This is a genomic window from Mycobacterium barrassiae, from assembly GCF_025822765.1.
GTDB classification, from domain to species: Bacteria; Actinomycetota; Actinomycetes; order Mycobacteriales; family Mycobacteriaceae; genus Mycobacterium; species Mycobacterium barrassiae.
In genome coordinates this window covers 1-16,089 of the sequence record NZ_JACKUK010000033.1, presented here as the reverse complement: position 1 = coordinate 16,089, position 16,089 = coordinate 1, and the positions used below count along the sequence as shown (strand labels likewise).

At 65.9% G+C, this 16,089-nt stretch carries 15 protein-coding genes and 2 pseudogenes; 10 read left to right on the top strand and 7 right to left on the bottom strand.

The annotated features are described in order from the left end of the window. Positions 1 to 42: 42 nt before the first annotated feature. The gene (locus H7J93_RS22055) at positions 43 to 1,035 is read right to left on the bottom strand and encodes a GlxA family transcriptional regulator (RefSeq protein WP_267308433.1); all 993 of its coding nucleotides are present in this window, start codon (positions 1,033 to 1,035) and stop codon (positions 43 to 45) included. Positions 1,036 to 1,121: 86 nt separating this feature from the next. Between H7J93_RS22055 and H7J93_RS22050 the strand changes: the two genes are divergently transcribed. From H7J93_RS22050 to H7J93_RS22030, 6 genes and pseudogenes are all read left to right on the top strand, one after another. Beyond that, a complete protein-coding gene (locus tag H7J93_RS22050; RefSeq protein WP_267308432.1) occupies positions 1,122 to 1,772 on the top strand; it encodes an HD domain-containing protein in 651 nt (216 codons plus the stop codon). 21 nt (positions 1,773 to 1,793) lie between these two features. Continuing rightward, complete coding sequence (locus H7J93_RS22045; RefSeq protein ID WP_267308431.1) at positions 1,794 to 2,336, top strand: cupin domain-containing protein; 543 nt, start codon at positions 1,794 to 1,796, stop codon at positions 2,334 to 2,336. 242 nt (positions 2,337 to 2,578) lie between these two features. Beyond that, positions 2,579 to 2,908, top strand: a pseudogene (locus H7J93_RS29475) (protein kinase domain-containing protein); the annotation flags it as partial. 113 nt (positions 2,909 to 3,021) lie between these two features. After that, positions 3,022 to 4,527: a serine/threonine-protein kinase PknD gene (locus H7J93_RS22040; RefSeq protein WP_372507997.1), complete on the top strand. Its 1,506-nt coding sequence runs from the start codon at positions 3,022 to 3,024 to the stop codon at positions 4,525 to 4,527. Positions 4,528 to 4,540: 13 nt separating this feature from the next. Further along, positions 4,541 to 5,680: a BTAD domain-containing putative transcriptional regulator gene (locus tag H7J93_RS22035; RefSeq protein WP_276022297.1), complete on the top strand. Its 1,140-nt coding sequence runs from the start codon at positions 4,541 to 4,543 to the stop codon at positions 5,678 to 5,680. Positions 5,681 to 5,747: 67 nt separating this feature from the next. After that, on the top strand, positions 5,748 to 6,140 hold the full coding sequence (locus H7J93_RS22030; protein WP_267308429.1) for a hypothetical protein: 393 nt from the start codon (positions 5,748 to 5,750) through the stop codon (positions 6,138 to 6,140). Between the two features lie 59 nt (positions 6,141 to 6,199). Here the strand turns inward: H7J93_RS22030 and H7J93_RS22025 are convergent, their stop codons facing one another. Continuing rightward, positions 6,200 to 7,129 carry a TauD/TfdA family dioxygenase gene (locus H7J93_RS22025; protein WP_267308428.1) on the bottom strand — a complete coding sequence of 310 codons (930 nt, stop codon included), beginning with the start codon at positions 7,127 to 7,129 and terminating at the stop codon, positions 6,200 to 6,202. A 175-nt stretch (positions 7,130 to 7,304) separates the two neighbouring features. Here H7J93_RS22025 and H7J93_RS22020 point away from each other — a divergent pair, with 175 nt between their 5' ends. Next, positions 7,305 to 8,321 carry an AbrB family transcriptional regulator gene (locus H7J93_RS22020; protein ID WP_267308427.1) on the top strand — a complete coding sequence of 339 codons (1,017 nt, stop codon included), beginning with the start codon at positions 7,305 to 7,307 and terminating at the stop codon, positions 8,319 to 8,321. A gap of 15 nt (positions 8,322 to 8,336) precedes the next feature. On the opposite strand, the gene H7J93_RS22015 is transcribed toward H7J93_RS22020, so the two are convergent. Both H7J93_RS22015 and H7J93_RS22010 read right to left on the bottom strand, forming a co-directional pair. After that, the gene (locus H7J93_RS22015) at positions 8,337 to 10,457 is read right to left on the bottom strand and encodes an amylo-alpha-1,6-glucosidase (protein WP_267308426.1); all 2,121 of its coding nucleotides are present in this window, start codon (positions 10,455 to 10,457) and stop codon (positions 8,337 to 8,339) included. Then, positions 10,454 to 11,650, bottom strand: coding sequence for a glycosyltransferase family 4 protein (locus H7J93_RS22010; RefSeq protein WP_267308425.1), 1,197 nt, complete (start codon positions 11,648 to 11,650; stop codon positions 10,454 to 10,456). Before H7J93_RS22010 ends, H7J93_RS22015 begins: the two co-directional genes overlap by 4 nt. 207 nt (positions 11,651 to 11,857) lie before the next feature. Between H7J93_RS22010 and H7J93_RS22005 the strand changes: the two genes are divergently transcribed. After that, positions 11,858 to 12,259 carry a hypothetical protein gene (locus H7J93_RS22005; protein ID WP_267308424.1) on the top strand — a complete coding sequence of 134 codons (402 nt, stop codon included), beginning with the start codon at positions 11,858 to 11,860 and terminating at the stop codon, positions 12,257 to 12,259. Positions 12,260 to 12,325: 66 nt separating this feature from the next. On the opposite strand, the gene H7J93_RS22000 is transcribed toward H7J93_RS22005, so the two are convergent. Continuing rightward, on the bottom strand, positions 12,326 to 13,783 hold the full coding sequence (locus H7J93_RS22000; RefSeq protein WP_267308423.1) for a serine hydrolase domain-containing protein: 1,458 nt from the start codon (positions 13,781 to 13,783) through the stop codon (positions 12,326 to 12,328). A gap of 172 nt (positions 13,784 to 13,955) precedes the next feature. Between H7J93_RS22000 and H7J93_RS21995 the strand changes: the two genes are divergently transcribed. Further along, a complete protein-coding gene (locus H7J93_RS21995) occupies positions 13,956 to 14,375 on the top strand; it encodes a hypothetical protein (protein ID WP_267308422.1) in 420 nt (139 codons plus the stop codon). A gap of 12 nt (positions 14,376 to 14,387) precedes the next feature. Here the strand turns inward: H7J93_RS21995 and H7J93_RS21990 are convergent, their stop codons facing one another. Beyond that, a complete protein-coding gene (locus H7J93_RS21990; protein ID WP_267308421.1) occupies positions 14,388 to 15,215 on the bottom strand; it encodes a DUF3159 domain-containing protein in 828 nt (275 codons plus the stop codon). Positions 15,216 to 15,305: 90 nt separating this feature from the next. Between H7J93_RS21990 and H7J93_RS21985 the strand changes: the two genes are divergently transcribed. After that, positions 15,306 to 15,836: a PadR family transcriptional regulator gene (locus tag H7J93_RS21985; protein WP_267308420.1), complete on the top strand. Its 531-nt coding sequence runs from the start codon at positions 15,306 to 15,308 to the stop codon at positions 15,834 to 15,836. Here the strand turns inward: H7J93_RS21985 and H7J93_RS21980 are convergent. Beyond that, a pseudogene (locus tag H7J93_RS21980) lies at positions 15,829 to 15,966 on the bottom strand (DUF427 domain-containing protein); the annotation flags it as partial. The gene H7J93_RS21985 and the pseudogene H7J93_RS21980 sit on opposite strands and share 8 nt — an antisense overlap. Positions 15,967 to 16,089: the final 123 nt, after the last annotated feature.

Sequence of the window (16,089 nt, the reverse complement as noted above, 5' to 3'; positions counted from 1 at the left end):
AGCAGGGTCGTCATTTCTTCGAATATGTCATCGGTGCCGACCTCAGCCGCGGATCGCCGTGCGGAACCTGTCTCGATAGGCCTTCGGTGAGACGCCTAAGTGTTCGGCGAATGCACGCCGGAGCGTTTCCGTGCTACCGAAACCCGCCAGGCGCGCGGTGTCGGTCACGGTGCGGCCGGCATCGAGGGCGGCGCGGGCGACGTCGACTCGGACCATCTCCACGTAGTCGGCCGGAGTCGTCCCGAGTTCGGATCGGAACAACCGGGTGAGCTGTCGCGTGCTCAGGGAGGCGCGCGCCGCAAGGGTTTTCACGCTGTGGTCCGCATCCGGCTCTGCGGCAATCGCGTCGGTCACCACGCGCAGGGCGGACTGCGGTGGTGGGTTCGCTTCGATCAGCGATGAGAATTGTGACTGCCCGCCTGCGCGCTTGAGATAGACGACCAACCAGCGGGCCACGTCGCGGACGAGGTCGGCACCGTAGTCCTGCTCGACCAGCGCGAGCGCGAGGTCGATGCCCGCCGACACCCCGGCTGACGTGAAGACGTCGCCGTCACGGACGAAGATCGCGTCAGGCTCCACGGTGACGTCGGGAAAGGCGCGGGCGAAGGATCGGATGTTGTGCCAGTGCGTGGTCGCGCGCCGACCGCCGAGCAGGCCTGCCTGCGCGAGTATGAACGACCCGGTGCAGATGGACCCCAGCCGGCGAGTGCGACCCGCCACCGACTTCACGGCCTCGACGAGTGCGGGGTCAATCGGCCGCGCCGGAATGTTGTCGCTGCCGGCGACCAGGACGGTATCGGCGGATTCGATGGACGCGACGCTGTCGGTCACTCCCAGGCGGATTCCGATCGAGGTGGTCACGTCGCGCCCGTCCACCGAGGCGATCTTGATCTGATAGTCGCCGCCGAATCGGTTGGCCTCGGCGAAGACCTCGCCCGCCCCGGCGACATCCAGCGTCGTCACGTCATCGAAGACGACGATCACCACCACCCGGGAGCGAGCACTCGCTGCCACCACCGCGCCATTGTGTCGCATTCTGTGCGACGAACGGCTCAAAGGCCGTATGTGAACGGCCCATCGCCTGCGTTGACTCGATTAGTAAGCCAACGAAGGAGAAGACCATGGGAACGCAGTCGCTTCAATCGATCGCCGGCATCACCATCCCCGACACCGCATTGGTGCGCGAGACGACCGATTTCATTCGCGAGGCCGAAGACGACCTGCTCTTCGACCATTCACGCAGGGTGTTTCTGTTCGCCGCGCTGCAGGGTCGCCGCGTTGGACTGCAGCCGGATCTCGAACTGCTCTATGTCGCTGCGATGTTCCACGATTTGGGACTCACCGAGCGCTACCGCACCTCGAACCTGCGCTTCGAGGTCGACGGCGCCAATGCGGCGCAGGACTTCCTGCTGGAGCGCGGCGTCGATGCCGCCGACGCGCGAAAGGTGTGGCTGGGCATCGCATTGCACACCACGCCCGGTGTGCCGCAGTTCCTCGAACCCGAGACCGCTCTGGTCATCGCCGGCGTCGAGACCGACGTGCTGGGTATCGGTCGTGACGCGCTCTCCCCGGAAGCCGTCGACGCGGTGACCGCCGCGCACCCTCGACCCGATTTCAAGAACCGCATACTCGCGGCGTTCAACGACGGTATGAAGCACCGGCCGGACAGCACCTTCGGAACCATGAACGACGACGTGCTGGCCCACTTCGACCCGACGTTTCGGCGACACGACTTCGTCGACCTCATCCTGAACAACACCTGGCCCGAGTAGCGGGATAAAGAGGAGACCACCATGTCCGTGACAAACGGTGCGGAGTTGACCGTGGTGCAGCCCGGCGAAGGCGACGTCATCACCATCCCGGGGTTTGGTGCGGTGTTCAAGCTCATCAGCCGAACCACCGGCGGCCTGGTGTCGATCGTCGAGCATCCGTTCCCCGTCGGCACGCTCACCGCGGCGCATCGCCATACCCACGAGGACGAGCACTCGTATGTGCTCGCCGGCGAAATCGGCTTCCGGTCCGACGACAGCGAGGTGGTGCTGGGGCCCGGCGGCTACATCACCAAACCCCGCGGCCAGATGCACGCCATGTGGAACGCAGGGACCGAGCCGGGGCGGATCATCGAGATCATCGCTCCCGGCAACGGCTTCGAGAACTACTTCCGCGAGCTGGGCGAGCTCCTGATGTCCGGATCAGCAGTGACGAAACCCGATGCACCACTCCATGACTCGGTTGAATTCACCGAGCTGGCGAATAAGTACGGCCTGACCTACGGAACGCCCGACTGGCTCGACGATGTTGCGCGGCGATACGGTTTGTCCCCCGCGACGCACTGACGGTTTAGGACCGTCCTGTCAGCCCGAGCCAGGGCTGTCTACATCTTTTGCACCAGATGCACTCACGAAGATGCACCGTTCGCAGGATGCAAATCCCACGCCCCAGCCCTAGCTTTCTCGATGACCAGCACCACGGCGGCCCCACACCGCGACGTCGACGCCCCCTCCGGCCAATTGACGTATCGCCTGGTTGAATGAATGCAAATTGGCGTCAGCCACTCAGCGACAGGGCTATCAGCAGCATGGATGACACGGTCATCGACGGCGAGGACGCCGACGGCTCAGCATCAGGCGGAGACGGTGGGGACGCCACGGAGGGCCAACAGCCGGAAAAGACCTTCGGACGCTATGGGCTGCTCTCAATGCTGGGCGCCGGTGGCATGGGTCAGGTATGGCGGGCACGCGACTCGCAGACCAATCGGGTGGTCGCGCTGAAGGTGCTGCCCGAACACTCCGCCGACGACGACGAGTCGCGCGAACGGTTCCGGCGGGAGTGCGAAGCGGTGGCACAGCTGACCGAACCGCACATCATTCCCATCCACGACTTCGGCGACGTGGACGGCCGGCTGTTTTTTGGCGCCACCTCCGCAGCCGGCCACGAGCAGGACGACGGCCGCCACGGCGGCCACCCATGTGCGCATGCGCGAACATTAGCGGCCAAGATCAGAATTTTTGCGGTAACAACATGCGACTGGTCGACGGCACGGACCTGCGCTCGCTGATCAAACAGGAAGGTGCGCTGTCGCCGGGGCGTGCGGTGGCGATCATCACCCAGGTGGCCGGCGCGCTGCAGGCGGCCCACGATGTCGGCCTGGTGCATCGCGATGTCAAGCCCTCCAACATCCTGGTGTGCGCCAACGACTTCGCCTATCTGATCGACTTCGGCATCGCCCATGCGTCCGGAGATGCCACGCTGACCAAGGCCGGTGAAACCATTGGCACCGCGGCCTACATGGCTCCGGAAGCGATCGGCGCCGCCGTGAAAACTCATTCGCGCGTGGACGTATACGCGCTGGCATGCGTGCTGTACGAGTGCCTTACCGGTACGCCACCGTTCAGCAGTGACATGGGCGTGCAGGGTTTGATCGCCCACCACCTACACACCCCGCCGCCACAACCCAGCGCCAGCGAGGCCAATGTTCCGGTGGCGTTCGATGCGGTCATCGCCAAAGGTATGGCGAAGAATCCCGACGATCGCTACTCGAGCGTTCAGGAGCTGGCCGTGGCGGCCCGCGCTGCGTTGGGGAATCCGACGGATCCCACCGCCGAAATCGCAGTAGCCCGTCGTGGCAAACGAGTTCGGTTGTCGCGGACGGCTATCGGTGTGACTACCGCAGTGGTCGCAATGGTGGTAGTCGCCGTAGCGGCAGTCGTGATCATCGGGCGGCAGTCATCGGAAGATGACAGTGGCTCCGTCGCCGGGGGGCAAGGCTACTCAAACCAGATTCCGCTGCCGTTCCCAGATGTGCGACTCGCCACCGGGGTTGCGGTGGATGCCGCAGGCAACACGTACGTCACCGACATCGGTACCGATCAGGTGCTGGTTCTGCCTGCGGGCGGGGATACCCCGACCACGTTGCCCTTCAGCGGCCTGAAGAACCCCCGAGATGTGGCGGTCGACGCCAAGGGTGACGTGTACGTCGCCGACTCGGGTAACGATCGGGTGCTGCGGCTGCCTGCGGGCGCCCCCGCAGCGATCCCGCTGCCGTTCAGCGGTCTCAACGATCCACGCGGGGTGGGCGTCGGAGCAGCAGGCGACGTGTACGTCATCGACCGCGGCAACGATCGAGTGCTTCACCTCCCGGTGGGCGCACCTGCGGCGACGCCGGTCCCATTGACCGGTCTCAACGATCCCCGAGGCGTGGCCGTCGACCCACACGGTGACGTCTTCATCACCGACGGGTACAACGACCGGGTGCTCAAGCTGGAGGTCGGTGCACCTGCCGCGACCGAGCTACCTGTCACCGGACTCAACGATCCCCATGGGATCGCGGTTGACGCGGACCACCACATCTACATCACCGACCGGGGTAACGCCAGCGTGCTTCAGTTGCGGTCGGGTGCGACAGCGGCGATACCGCTGCCCTTCACCGGGCTCAACGATCCGCAGGGTGTGGCCGTCGACGCGACGGGCGACGTGTACGTCACCGATGCCGGGGTCACGCCGGTCGTGAAACTCCGAGTCGACTAGGGGCGAAGTGGTCCTGCAGGGTCTGGATTTCGGCGTGCTCGGTCCGCTACAGGTCGCCGTGAACGGCCAGCCGGTGCCCTTGGGCACTCCGAAGCAATGCGCAGTGTTGGCGCTGCTGCTGATCAACCGTAACCGTCCCGTTCCGCGAGACTCGATCATCACCGCAATATGGGACGAGGATTCCCCGGAAGCAGACGCGATCCACAACCTGCACGTCTACATCGCGAACCTCCGAAAAATTCTCGGCTCTGCCGGAGTCGACCCGAAAACGGTTCTGGCCAGTGCCAGGCCCGGCTACCAGCTCAACGTTCCCGACGCCGCCTGTGACCTCGGACGGTTCGCCGCGGAAAAGGCCGCCGGAGTCCAGGCGGCTGCCGCCGGCCGGTTCAAACAAGCCAGCGACCGACTCGCTGCCGCCCTCGCGCAATGGCGCGCCCCGATTCTCGAGGACCTGCGCGAGTTCCGCTTCGTCGAATCGTTCGCCACGGCGCTCATCGAGGACAAAGTGATGGCCCACGTGGTGCGTGCGGAGTCTGAAATCGCCTGCGGCCGTGGCGATTCAGTGATCGGCGAGCTGGAGAAACTCGTCGGCGAGCACCCCTATCGAGAGCCCCTATGGGCCCAGTTGATCACCGCGTACTACGTGGCCGATCGGCAGACCGACGCGTTGGACGCATTCCGACGGGTGAGATCCGTGCTGTCCGACGAGCTGGGCATCGACCCCGGGCCGACACTACGCACACTCGAACAACGGATCCTGCGCCAAGAGCGGTTGGACGTCCAGCAGATCGCGCAGAACGACGCGACCGGCATCGTCACCATGCTCACGCAGCACACGATGAGTTTCACCGCGGCAGGCGCGAGCCGAGCACAGCTGCGCGACGCCGCTGGCCGCTGCTACCCACTGGAGACGGTGACCACCGGCATCGGTCGCCGCGAAGACAACGGCGTGGTGATCGATGACCCCAAGGTGAGCCGGTACCACGCCACGATCATCGACACCGGCGCCAACTTCGTGATCAACGACCTGCGCTCGGCCAACGGCGTGAAGGTGGCCGGTCAGCGCATTCGCGGCAGCACGACACTCACTGACGGGGATGTCATCTCCATCGCCGGCTACCAGTTCACGTTCGAGATTCCGCCCGCCCCGTAACCGGTTAGCAGCGCATATTCGGCATTGAGGTTCTATTGAGGACCCGGCTACGAGAAAAGGAACTCCGATGATCAAGACCCGCATCGCCACCACCGCAGCCCTGATCACCTTCGCCCTGGCCGCCCTCAGCGGAATCCTCATCGCCATCGCCACACCGGCCAACGCCGACGCCACCATTACCGTCGACGGCACCGCCATGACCGAGACCGCCGGCCAAGCCGTCAACGACGCCCGCGAGATCCCCGCCGAGATCGCGGCCGCCATCCGCGGCACCGTCCATTCCGTCGCCGCCCCCGGCAGCACCTCCACCGGTAACCACACCGCGTTCCGCTACTCCCCACTGCCCAACACCCACGCAGGCCACGGCCACAAGGGCAGCAACGACCAGCCCCACGCCCATCGCCCCCACGCCAGCGTCCCTGTCCCCGCCCCCATCCGCGGCAAGCGCGGCCACCGCTGACCAAGCCCACACCGACCGAAGGCCCAGCCCGATCGATCCGTCGATCGGGCTGGGAACGTCTAGCGATCGGTTGCGAGCCAGAGCCGCACCAGGCAACGCCGCTTCTCGACCTCGTGTGCGTCGGTGAACGCATTCCGGTTGTGGAGCATGGTGGCGTTGTCGGCGAAGAACACATCGCCGGGCTCCATCGTGAAGTCGATCGAGTTCGTCGGATCGTTGAGGATCGCGTCGAATGCATCGAGCGCCTCGCGCTGCAGAGTCGTCATCGGATTGCCCGAAAGATGGTGGCCCAGTTCAATATGCAGGCGGTTGTAGCGGATGTGCACGCCTGCTGCGCTGTCGGTGAACACCGCACCGCGCGACACCGGATCCTCCCCTTCGGCCGTGTCCTTCGACCGGTCGAAGAGGAACTCTCCGTAGAGCACCTCCACCAGATCCGGCCGAGTGGCCAGCAGGGTGTTGTAGGCGGTGTGGCCGCTGACCATCAACGACTCACCACCGGACACCGCCTTGCGTAGGCACATCAGGGCGAGGATGTCGGGACGGCTGCCGACGAAGGCCGCCGCCGAGTCGGTGTGGTAGATCATTCCGAGGTTGGTCTTCGACCCACGGGCCTCCATCAGAGTCGCGCCGGTGTCCTGAACCAGATAGACGCGTTCCCCGGCGCGGTTCTGCGGCAGCGGCCGGCCCAGATAGGTACCGAGACCCCAGTACAGCATCGAGGCTTCCTCATCGGTCCAGCCGTCGAACGGCAGCCCGCGCAGCACGATGAACCCGAGGCCGGAGTGCACCTGCGCGCTGATGGCGTCGGCCACCTCGGCCAGCGCGGGGTCGATGAAGTCGGCTGCCTCGACGGTGTCGATCCGCTTACCACGTCGTCGCAGGTCCGCGCGGATTCGCAGGAAGGCGTCGGCCTGATGCGGGGCAATCGTGGTCAGGTAGTACGCGCCGCCGAGGGCGGCGCGGTTCCATACCTGGGGTCCGGTCATGGGCCGGCGCGTACGGATCTCTTGTGTTGTCGTCAACGTCGGCATCTGCGGTCTCCTTTCTCGTGTCGCCGTGATGCGTGACATGAGATTGGCGACCGATTCTTTGAACTTTCTTGGAGCCGACGACACGGCGGCTTTTAGGAATCGCCAAGAACGATGTCGCACCCTAGGCGCCATGAACACCATCGAGCTGGTCGCAGTAGCCCTGGCCAGCGGCATCCTGGCCTGGAGCCTGGCGCGTCACGCACCGAGGGCGGTACGTGCGTCGACCCTCGCCGCCCAGGGTGTGCTCGGCGTGGCCACCGGACTGCTGGTCCGCGAAATCTCGTCGTCCGCGCTCGACGCATCGGACTGGGCGGCGGTCCTCGCGGTCGCCGTGGGCACACTGGCCATCTGCGTTGCCGGCGGCGCGCTGCTGAGCATGCACCGCGGCATCAGCCCGCTGACGGGAGCGCTGTCACTGGTCGCAGGTGGATCCTCAGGGGTGGTGTCCATCGCCCGTGAGCTCGGTGGCGACGATCGTGTCGTCGCGGCCGTGCAGTATCTGCGTGTAGCCCTCATCACCGCGGCCATGCCCTTCGTCGTCGCGGTCGTCTACGGCGGCACCGCCGCCGACCCATCCCCCGACGCTGCTACCTCCCCGCCGTTGTTCTTCGGTCTGCCGTTGATCGCGGTGATCGTCGTCGCCGGCGCGGTGCTCGGCCACGCGGTGCGGCTGCCCGCAGCGGGGCTGCTGGGCCCCATGGCGATCACCGTCGCCCTGGAATTGAGCGGACTGCTGGCGGGTCTCGACGTCCCGGTGCTGTTGGTCCAGGCCGCCGCGCTGCTGATCGTGTGGCAGACCGTGCTGGACCTCAATCGTGAATCGATCCGCGCGATCCGCCGGATCCTGCCCACCGCGTTGACGTTGATCGTGGTGCTCAACCTCGTCGTGGCGGGCTTCGGTGTGCTGCTGGCCAATGCAGCCGGCCTCAGCCAGCTCGACGGATACCTCGCGACCAGCCCCGGCGGCATCTACGCGGTGCTCGGCACGACGCTCGGCTCCGAGTCCAACGTCGCGTTCGTCATGACGTCGCAGGTGGTCCGGGTGGTGCTGATGCTGTTCGCCGCGCCGTTCGTCGCAAAGTTGTTCCTGCGGTTCACACCGCGAAGCGTCGAGGTGAAGCACGCGCTTGCCGACGCGGTCGCCTGAACGCCGAAATCGCTGTCAGTCCACGGTCAACGACCACGTATCGGGTAGACCCGTCACCTTGGCGGACTCACCTTCTGCGTCGATACAGACGGTGGTATCGCCGAAGGTCAAGTCGGTCAACGTGATCCGCCCCCAGTTACTGGGCAGACGCGGTGAAACGCTGAGCCGCCGATGCGGTACATCCAGTTGCAATCCCAGGAAACTACGCACCAACAGCAGGGGCGCCGCGCTCGCCCACGCCTGCGGTGAACACGACGTCGGGTACGGCAGCGGAGTACCGAACTGTGTGCGCGGAAAGCCGCAATACAGCTCGGGCAGCCGACCACCGAAAGCGGCCGCGGCGTCGATGATTCCGTTGGCCAGGCGTTCGGCGAGCTCCACCGCGCCGGGCAGGTGCCGGTACCGCAGCAGGCCCGCGACCGCGATCGCGGTGTCGTGCGGCCAGACCGATCCGTTGTGGTAGCTCATCGGGTTGTAGGCACCCATGTCGCTGGCCAGCGTTCGCAGCCCGAAGCCGGTGTCCATCGTCGAGTCGGCGAGGCGCTCGATGATCGACGCGGCATGTTCGTCGGTGGCGATGCCGGCCCACAGACAGTGCCCCACGTTGCTGGTGAGCGCGTCCACGACCCGCTTGTCGCCGTCGAGGGCGACGGCGTAGTAGCCGCGGTCGGGCAGCCAGAACCGCTGGCTGAACCTGTCGCGGAAGGACTCTGACTCCTCGCGAAGTCGCCCTGCGGTGGCGCTGTCGCCGAACCCCTCGGCGAGATCTGCGCGCGCCCGAAGCGCGGCGTAGTGATACGCCTGCACCTCGCACAGCGCAATGGGCGGGCCGGCGAGTCGGCCCGCAGTATCGTTGATGCCGTCGAAGCTGTCCTTCCAGCCCTGGTTGACCAGACCTCGGTCAGTGGCCCGCTGGTACTCGATGAAGCCGTCGCCGTCGCGGTCGCCGTACTCGCGCGCCCACTGCAGCGCGGCGTCGGCAGCCGGCAGCAGCGCAACGATCTTGTCCTTCGGGGCGCCCCACCGCCAGCTCTCGGCAAGCAGCATGACGAACAGCGGCGTGGCGTCGATTGAGCCGTAATAGACGTTGCCGCCGAGGACATCGCCGCTGTCGGGGCCGCGCCGGATCTCGTGCATGATGCGGCCGGGTTGCTCTTCGGTGATCGGGTCGACGCGTCTGCCCTGTGTCTCCGCCAGCTGCTGAAGGGTGCCCAGCGACAGCGCGACCTCCAACGGCAACGCCATCCACGCGGTGAGCAGGCTGTCGCGGCCGAACAATGTCATGAACCACGGCGCACCAGCTGCGACGAAGGAGCGTCCCGACCGACGCTCGTCGTGCATCAGCAGCGCACCGATATCGCTTTCGGTCTGCCGTAGCACCGCGGTGAGCGCGGGCAGGTCGGTGTCGATGTTGGTCGAGCTCTTGCGCCACCGCGCGATCTTGCGGCCGGGACCGCTGCTCTCGGGGCGCTGCCCACGCTGAAAGCGCGTGGACAGCTTGCGATTACCCCATGTCGGCTGTGCGACGATCTCCGTCTGCCACTGCTGACGGGGTTCGATGACCACCCGCCATGTCAGAGCACCCGCCGCGACGATGGGGTCGCCGGACGCGGAGATCGTCACACCGCGGACCGACTCGCTGCGCTCACGCAGCACCAATTCACCTTCGATCACCGCGATTTCGGCATTGCTGGCCACGGCCCTGCCCTCCTTGACGGCGAACAAGTCGGCGAAGTCGCCGTCGACGTGCAGCACCAGGGTGACGACGGTCGACTCCCGGTCCAGGTTGTGCAGGGTGACGATCTCCCGCATTCCGTCGGCGACCAACCGCTCGCGGGTCAGCAGCAGCGTGCTGTCGGCGCGGCCCGCTCCTGGAGCTCGTCGTGAGACGAACTGCCCGGTAAAGGCTTCCGGTGTCTGCGCGGACAGCGGCTCGGGTGTGACACCGTCGACGGTCAGCTCCCAGCGCGACAGTATCCGCGCATCCCGGAAGAACAGGCCATGGGAGCGAGCCGGGGTGATGTCCCCGTGCCGGTCGGAGAGGCAGAACGTGCCGCCCTCGACCAGCGTGACGGTGTCACCCGCCGCCGCATGCGCCGGCTCGCCGGCGTTGAGCACACCCGAGCCAGGGATCATGCCGACGCCTTCGAACGCGTGACGGGCTTCGTGATGGCAGGTGACGCCGGGGCGGTGCGGCGGCGCAACCAGGAGGCGGACCGGCGGGCCGGATGGCGACCGGCCACCTCGTAGTAGATCTGCTCATACCCCGAACCGAACTGCGCCACAGTGAAATTCGATGCGACGTGGTGCCGGCATGCGGCCGGATCGATGGCGCTGGACGCTTCGGTTGCGGCGGGCAGTTCGTCGGGATGGTCGCAGATGATGCCGGTGACGCCGTCGTCGATCACCTCCGGCACGGCGCCGCCGCGCAGGGCGACCACCGGAGTGCCACAGGCCATGGCCTCGATCATCACCATTCCGAACGGCTCCTCCCACTGCACGGGGAACAGCACGCAGCGGGCGTTGGCCAGCAGGCGGCGCTTGCTGGTGGCGTCGGCTTCGCCGAAGACCGTGTCGGAGTCGGTCAGCAGCGGTGCGACCTGTTGCTCGAAGTAGGCCTTCTCGGCCGGTTCGTCACACTTGCCCGCCAACACCAGCGGCACGCCGGCGCGGTGGGCCGCTTCCAACGCAAGGTGCGCTCCTTTGTAGGGGGCATAGCGGCCGAGGAACAGCGCATAGTCCTGCTTCTCCTGCTGGAACGGCCAGTCCTCGATTCGCAGGGCGTTGTGCACCCGGCCGACCCAGTTGAGGTCGGGGGCCAGTTCACGCTGGCGGTCACTGATCGCGATCAGTCCGGCATCGCTGCCGAGCGCCTGGTAGAAGGGCAGCAGGTCATCGTCGAGCGGGCCGTGCACTGTGACGACCGTGGGCAGACCGAGTTCGGCGTAGATCGCGGCATTGAGGGGTCCGGCCATGGTGTGTTCGTGGACGATGTCGAGGCCGTCGGTGTTCGCGAGGTCTTCGATCGCCCGGCGCGTCTTCAGCGCGTGCATGACCTCGGGATAGGGCTGACCGAGGCGGTCGCTCATGATGTCGTCCCAGACCGGGACGAAGTGGGCGGCGGTGCCCGGCTTACCTGCAGCGATCAGGGTCACTCGGTGGCCTCGGGCGACCAGGGCGTCGGCCAGATCAGCGACGACGGCTTCCGTCCCGCCGTATCCCAGGGGCGGCACATCGAAATACGGGGGCGCAACGAGGGCGATGCGCAGGGGTTCCAGCTCTGAATTCGTTACGTAACCGGCGTTCTTCACGTAATCGGTGCCGCTCACAGTCTCTCCTTCCCACCAAGCAAGCAGCGTTAGCACTCTCACCCATCAAGTGCTAATTATGGCGATGTCGCGAAAAGCCGCAACCCACGGGCGACGCCGCAAGTGGTTGTCCGACAGTCGGTTCCGGTCGTACCTGTCCAGCCGTGCCGGGGCCGGCCTGAGGCCGTCATCGGCGCATTGAGGTTCTATACGAGAAAAGGAACTCCGATGATCAAGACCCGCATCGCCACCACCGCAGCCCTGATCACCTTCGCCCTGGCCGCCCTCAGCGGAATCCTCATCGCCATCGCCACACCGGCCAACGCCGACGCCAGCACCACGGTGGACGGCACCGCGATGGCAGGCACCGCCGGCCAAGCCGTCGACGACGCCCGCGCGGTCGCCGAGGAGCTGGCGGCCGCGACCAGGGGCCCAGACGTGGCGCGGGTGCGCGCCCCGGGCAGTGCGGCCACTCAATTGCACGTCACGTTCCCATACAGTGCCGCCCCGCACAGTGAGCACAACGGCCAGGGACACAAGGGCTCCAACGAACTGCCCCACGCCCACCGCCCCGACGCCAACGTCTTCGTCCCCCAGCCCATCCGCGGTCGCAGCCACGGGAGGCGCTGACCGAGCGGCGCTCCGGCCGAAGAGCCCCAGCCCGATCGATCCGTCGATCGGGCTGGTCCTTTGCTTCTACAAGCGCCGGAACAGGCGGCCGTGGCTGCGGAACCACGCGATCGCACCGTCTGGGCCGCGGACGAAATCGGAGCGCGTGTTCAGGGGCTTGGCGTCGGGCCCGAGATCGATGCCGTAATCGTGCCGGTAGAAGACGAGACCGATTCGGGTGCGGGACTTCTCGTCCGGACGGCCGTCGGTATCGACGGTGACCACAGTGCCGTCGAGCTGGCCGTCACCGGCCCGGAAGTCGATGATCGTCCGCCCGCGGACTCCCGATACCGCGATGTCCTCGACGGCGTAACGCCCCGCGTAAGCCTGCAGATCCCTCTCGTCCAGCTGCTGGGGTACGGCGGGTGTGTTCGAAATCCCGAGGAAAAGGCGCAGCGCCCAGTCATCGGCGAAAAGGTCACTGTGCAAATGGGTTCCGCCCTGGGAGTTGGTGAGGACGGTCATGGCGAAGTCGCGCTCGGGCACCATGAGGAACCCCGAGTGCTGACCCGCCCAGGACCCACCGTGTTGGACGATCGTCACGTCCTCTGCGGAGGGGCGCAGCATCCAGGTCACCCCCATGCCGGTGAGTTCGACGAGCAGCGTTCCGCCGGCGCCCGGACCGGACCGCATGGCCACCAACGATTCTGGGGTCAGCACGCGGGAACCGTCATCGGCCGTGCCGTCGTCGAGGTGAAACCGCGCGTAGCGCAACTGGTCCCGTGCGGTCGAGAGCAGTCCACCGGTGGGATTGCAGCTACGCGGGAAGCCCCAGAAACTGGTATCGACCACCGGTTTGCCGTCAACGACATCGTGCGCAGCCGCCACGTTCAATCCGATTATCTGGTCGGTGAAGTAGCGGCTTGAGCTCAGTTGCAGCGGATCGAGGAGCAGGTTCTGCACCGCGGTTTCGTAGGCCATGTCTGTGACGACCTCGATGATCCGGCCGGCCACCACCAGAGCTGCATTGTTGTAGGCGAAGACGGATCCCGGCGCGCTCACCTGCGGCAGCTGCGTCATCGACGCTACGTAGCGGGCGACCGCGTCCTCACCCCGCCCGAAGTCCTGGACGTCATCGCCCATCCAGCCCGACGTGTGATTGAGCAGCTGGCGGACGGTGACGGCGGCGCTGACGGCAGGGTCGGCGACCGAGAAGTCCGGAAGATAGCGGCGCACAGGTGCGTCCAAGTCAACCTTGCCCTGCTCCACCAACCGCATCAGCACTGTTCCGGTGAACGTCTTGGTGGTGGATCCGATCCGGAAGACGGTGTCGCCGTCCACCGGGGTCGGATGGTCGATATTGGTGACTCCGTAGCCCTTTACGTGTTCCCGGCCCCCCACCCAGACAGCGGCGGCGACACCCGGTATTCCGTAGGCCTTCATACCCGCTTCGATCTTGGCGTCGAGTTCGTCGAACGCTGCACCGAGATCGGTCGCTCTGTGCTCGCCGACCGGAATGGCGGCGGGGGGCTCCGAAAGCACCATCCGCGCACGATATAGCGGATCCACCGTGGGCGTGGTGAACCCAAAATCCGCACGGCGTGCCGCATTGATCGAGCCGCAGATATCGATTCGGCGACGTGATGGACACAAACCGGAATTCGCGTGTCTCGCCGAAGCGGGCCAGCCTGACATGACCGTTAAATTTCGGATCACTATGACAAACGTCCTGCTCACACTGGCTACTGCGGTCGCCGCGCCGGCGATCGCGGGACTCGCGCTCGCAGCCCCCGCGGTCGCCGACCCACCGCTGCTCAACGGCACCTACGGCTCAGCCGACGGGGACCCCTACAACATCTGGACCTTCGCGACGAAGTGTGGCGCCGCCGGTTGCACCGGCACAGTCACGAGTAACCAGGGCTGGCAGGTTCCGACCACGCTGTCCGGCGGGCGCTGGGTCTTCACCGTCTCGAAGCCCGGCGGGCTCACTTGTGAAGACGGGCACTACGAGCCTGCGGTGGTGTCGATGGCGGTCGACCCGACGACGCTGGCCGGCGTGTTGTCGTCTGACTCCAACTACGGGTGCGCAGGCGGAGTCGTGACCCAGAGCCCATTCCAGCTGCAGAAGATCGGCTGAAGCCGTCATGCGTCACCCCTGTTGCCGGGCCGAACTGTTGGCCTTGGCCAACATGGCTGATGCCACGCTGCCTGCCACTATCACAGCGATCCCGACGCCGAAATCGATTGCACCCGTGATCAATCCCGCGATGCCTGTGACGGTCACAAAGGTGGGCAACCACTCGACGGCCTTCAGTATCGACGGCAGTTGCGCAGCTTCCCCGTTGGCAATATCGAATCGGGCGGCGGCGTATTCCGGGTAGAACTCGCTGAAGGAGATCGCGAAGAAGATCGCAACCAGCTGCAGGATCCATCCGGTCCAGAAATTCCCCGCGTCATGGAGGAAGAAGTCACCGACGAATCCAGCGGCCGCGGCGAAGGTGAAGGCGCCCGCCCAGACCGCCGTGATCACGTTGTTGGTCCGCTTGAACAGCGGGCTGTCCCAGTATTCCTGCGGCGTGGTGTCTTTCGCGTAGCCGATGGTGAACGGTCTGCGGACCAGCAGGGTGAGCCAGGCGAAGCAGGCCAGCGAGATATTGGTCAGCTCCCCCGCCCACACCTCGAGAAAGCGAATCACGTTGTCGTTGGCGAACACTCCAACCGCGGCCAGCCCGGCGAAGAAGACCAGGCCGAACACTTCAAGCGCGTGAACCTTGATGCCGCGGCCCAGGCTGATCAGTAGTACCGCCACCGAGAGGCCGACAGCAGCGAGCACGGCCTGGGCGAAATGGCCCGGCCCGGACAGGACCGCCAACAACGCCCACGGCGCGATGCCGGCGAATGGCGATTTGAGGAATGAGTCGATGGCGCCCATGGGGCCACGGCGAGTGGGCGGCAGGTCGCGGACTTCTTGGTTCATGACAGGTTCCTTCTATGACACTCCATATTTGACATGTCGAGAATGACACGTCGTTAGCGACATGTCAATGGTGGAGGTTATGATCGGAGGATGAGCTTGCGACACGCTGCGCTGGGACTACTCGCCGAACAGCCCGCCAGCGGCTATGACCTGCTGAAACTCTTCCAGCTATCGATGGACATGGTCTGGCCGGCCACTCAGAGTCAGCTCTACGGCGAACTCAACAAGATGGCCTCCGAAGGACTCATCAAGGTGTCCAACCTGGGACCGCGGGGTCGCAAGGAGTACGCGATCACCGACGAGGGGCGTGCCGAGTTGCAGCGCTGGATGCTCTCCCCGCAAGAGGACCCGCCGATCCGCAACGCGGCCCTGCTCCGCGTGCTGATGCTCGGCGAGCTCACCCCCAGCCAACAGCGCGAGTACATGGAGCGGATGCGGGAAACCGCCGAGCGCGACCTCGCACACTACGAACAGATCCGCGATTCCCACGAGTGGACCGACAGTGACGACGACTTCTTCGCCAACGCCGTGCTGGAGAACGGGTTGCGCTGGAGCAAGGGCAAGGCGGAATGGGCGAGCTGGGTCATCAATGCCATGGACCGCCGCGCCGGCACTAGCTGAAATGTGTGCTGGGCCGGGCCAGTTCCACCCCATCGACGGTGATGTCGACCTTCTCGTTGTAGAACGCGATGAGATTGGCGATCGGCGCGACCGCGGGCAGCGGCGTCTCGTACGTCCAGGCGAGATCAGGAACTAGCTGGCTGTAGGTCGAGTCAAGTGTTTCAGCGGCCATAGGGGGTCTACGTCCCGTGCGGGGGCGTTTGGATGTTGTAGCAGTTGGCGTGCGTGTGTTGAGGGGCGGGAGCCTGGCGTC

Excerpts from the sequence above, each read along its gene's own strand:
- H7J93_RS22030 (WP_267308429.1), top strand. The coding sequence starts at position 5,748 with ATGATCAAGACCCGCATCGCCACCACCGCAGCCCTGATCACCTTCGCC.
- H7J93_RS21985 (WP_267308420.1), top strand. The coding sequence starts at position 15,306 with ATGAGCTTGCGACACGCTGCGCTGGGACTACTCGCCGAACAGCCCGCC.
- H7J93_RS22050 (WP_267308432.1), top strand. The coding sequence starts at position 1,122 with ATGGGAACGCAGTCGCTTCAATCGATCGCCGGCATCACCATCCCCGAC.
- H7J93_RS22045 (WP_267308431.1), top strand. The coding sequence starts at position 1,794 with ATGTCCGTGACAAACGGTGCGGAGTTGACCGTGGTGCAGCCCGGCGAA.
- H7J93_RS22015 (WP_267308426.1), bottom strand. The coding sequence starts at position 10,457 with ATGATCCCTGGCTCGGGTGTGCTCAACGCCGGCGAGCCGGCGCATGCG.
- H7J93_RS22025 (WP_267308428.1), bottom strand. The coding sequence starts at position 7,129 with ATGACCGGACCCCAGGTATGGAACCGCGCCGCCCTCGGCGGCGCGTAC.
- H7J93_RS22020 (WP_267308427.1), top strand. The coding sequence starts at position 7,305 with ATGAACACCATCGAGCTGGTCGCAGTAGCCCTGGCCAGCGGCATCCTG.
- H7J93_RS21990 (WP_267308421.1), bottom strand. The coding sequence starts at position 15,215 with ATGAACCAAGAAGTCCGCGACCTGCCGCCCACTCGCCGTGGCCCCATG.
- H7J93_RS22005 (WP_267308424.1), top strand. The coding sequence starts at position 11,858 with ATGATCAAGACCCGCATCGCCACCACCGCAGCCCTGATCACCTTCGCC.
- H7J93_RS22040 (WP_372507997.1), top strand. The coding sequence starts at position 3,022 with ATGCGACTGGTCGACGGCACGGACCTGCGCTCGCTGATCAAACAGGAA.
- H7J93_RS22000 (WP_267308423.1), bottom strand. The coding sequence starts at position 13,783 with ATGGTGCTTTCGGAGCCCCCCGCCGCCATTCCGGTCGGCGAGCACAGA.
- H7J93_RS21995 (WP_267308422.1), top strand. The coding sequence starts at position 13,956 with ATGACAAACGTCCTGCTCACACTGGCTACTGCGGTCGCCGCGCCGGCG.
- H7J93_RS22055 (WP_267308433.1), bottom strand. The coding sequence starts at position 1,035 with ATGCGACACAATGGCGCGGTGGTGGCAGCGAGTGCTCGCTCCCGGGTG.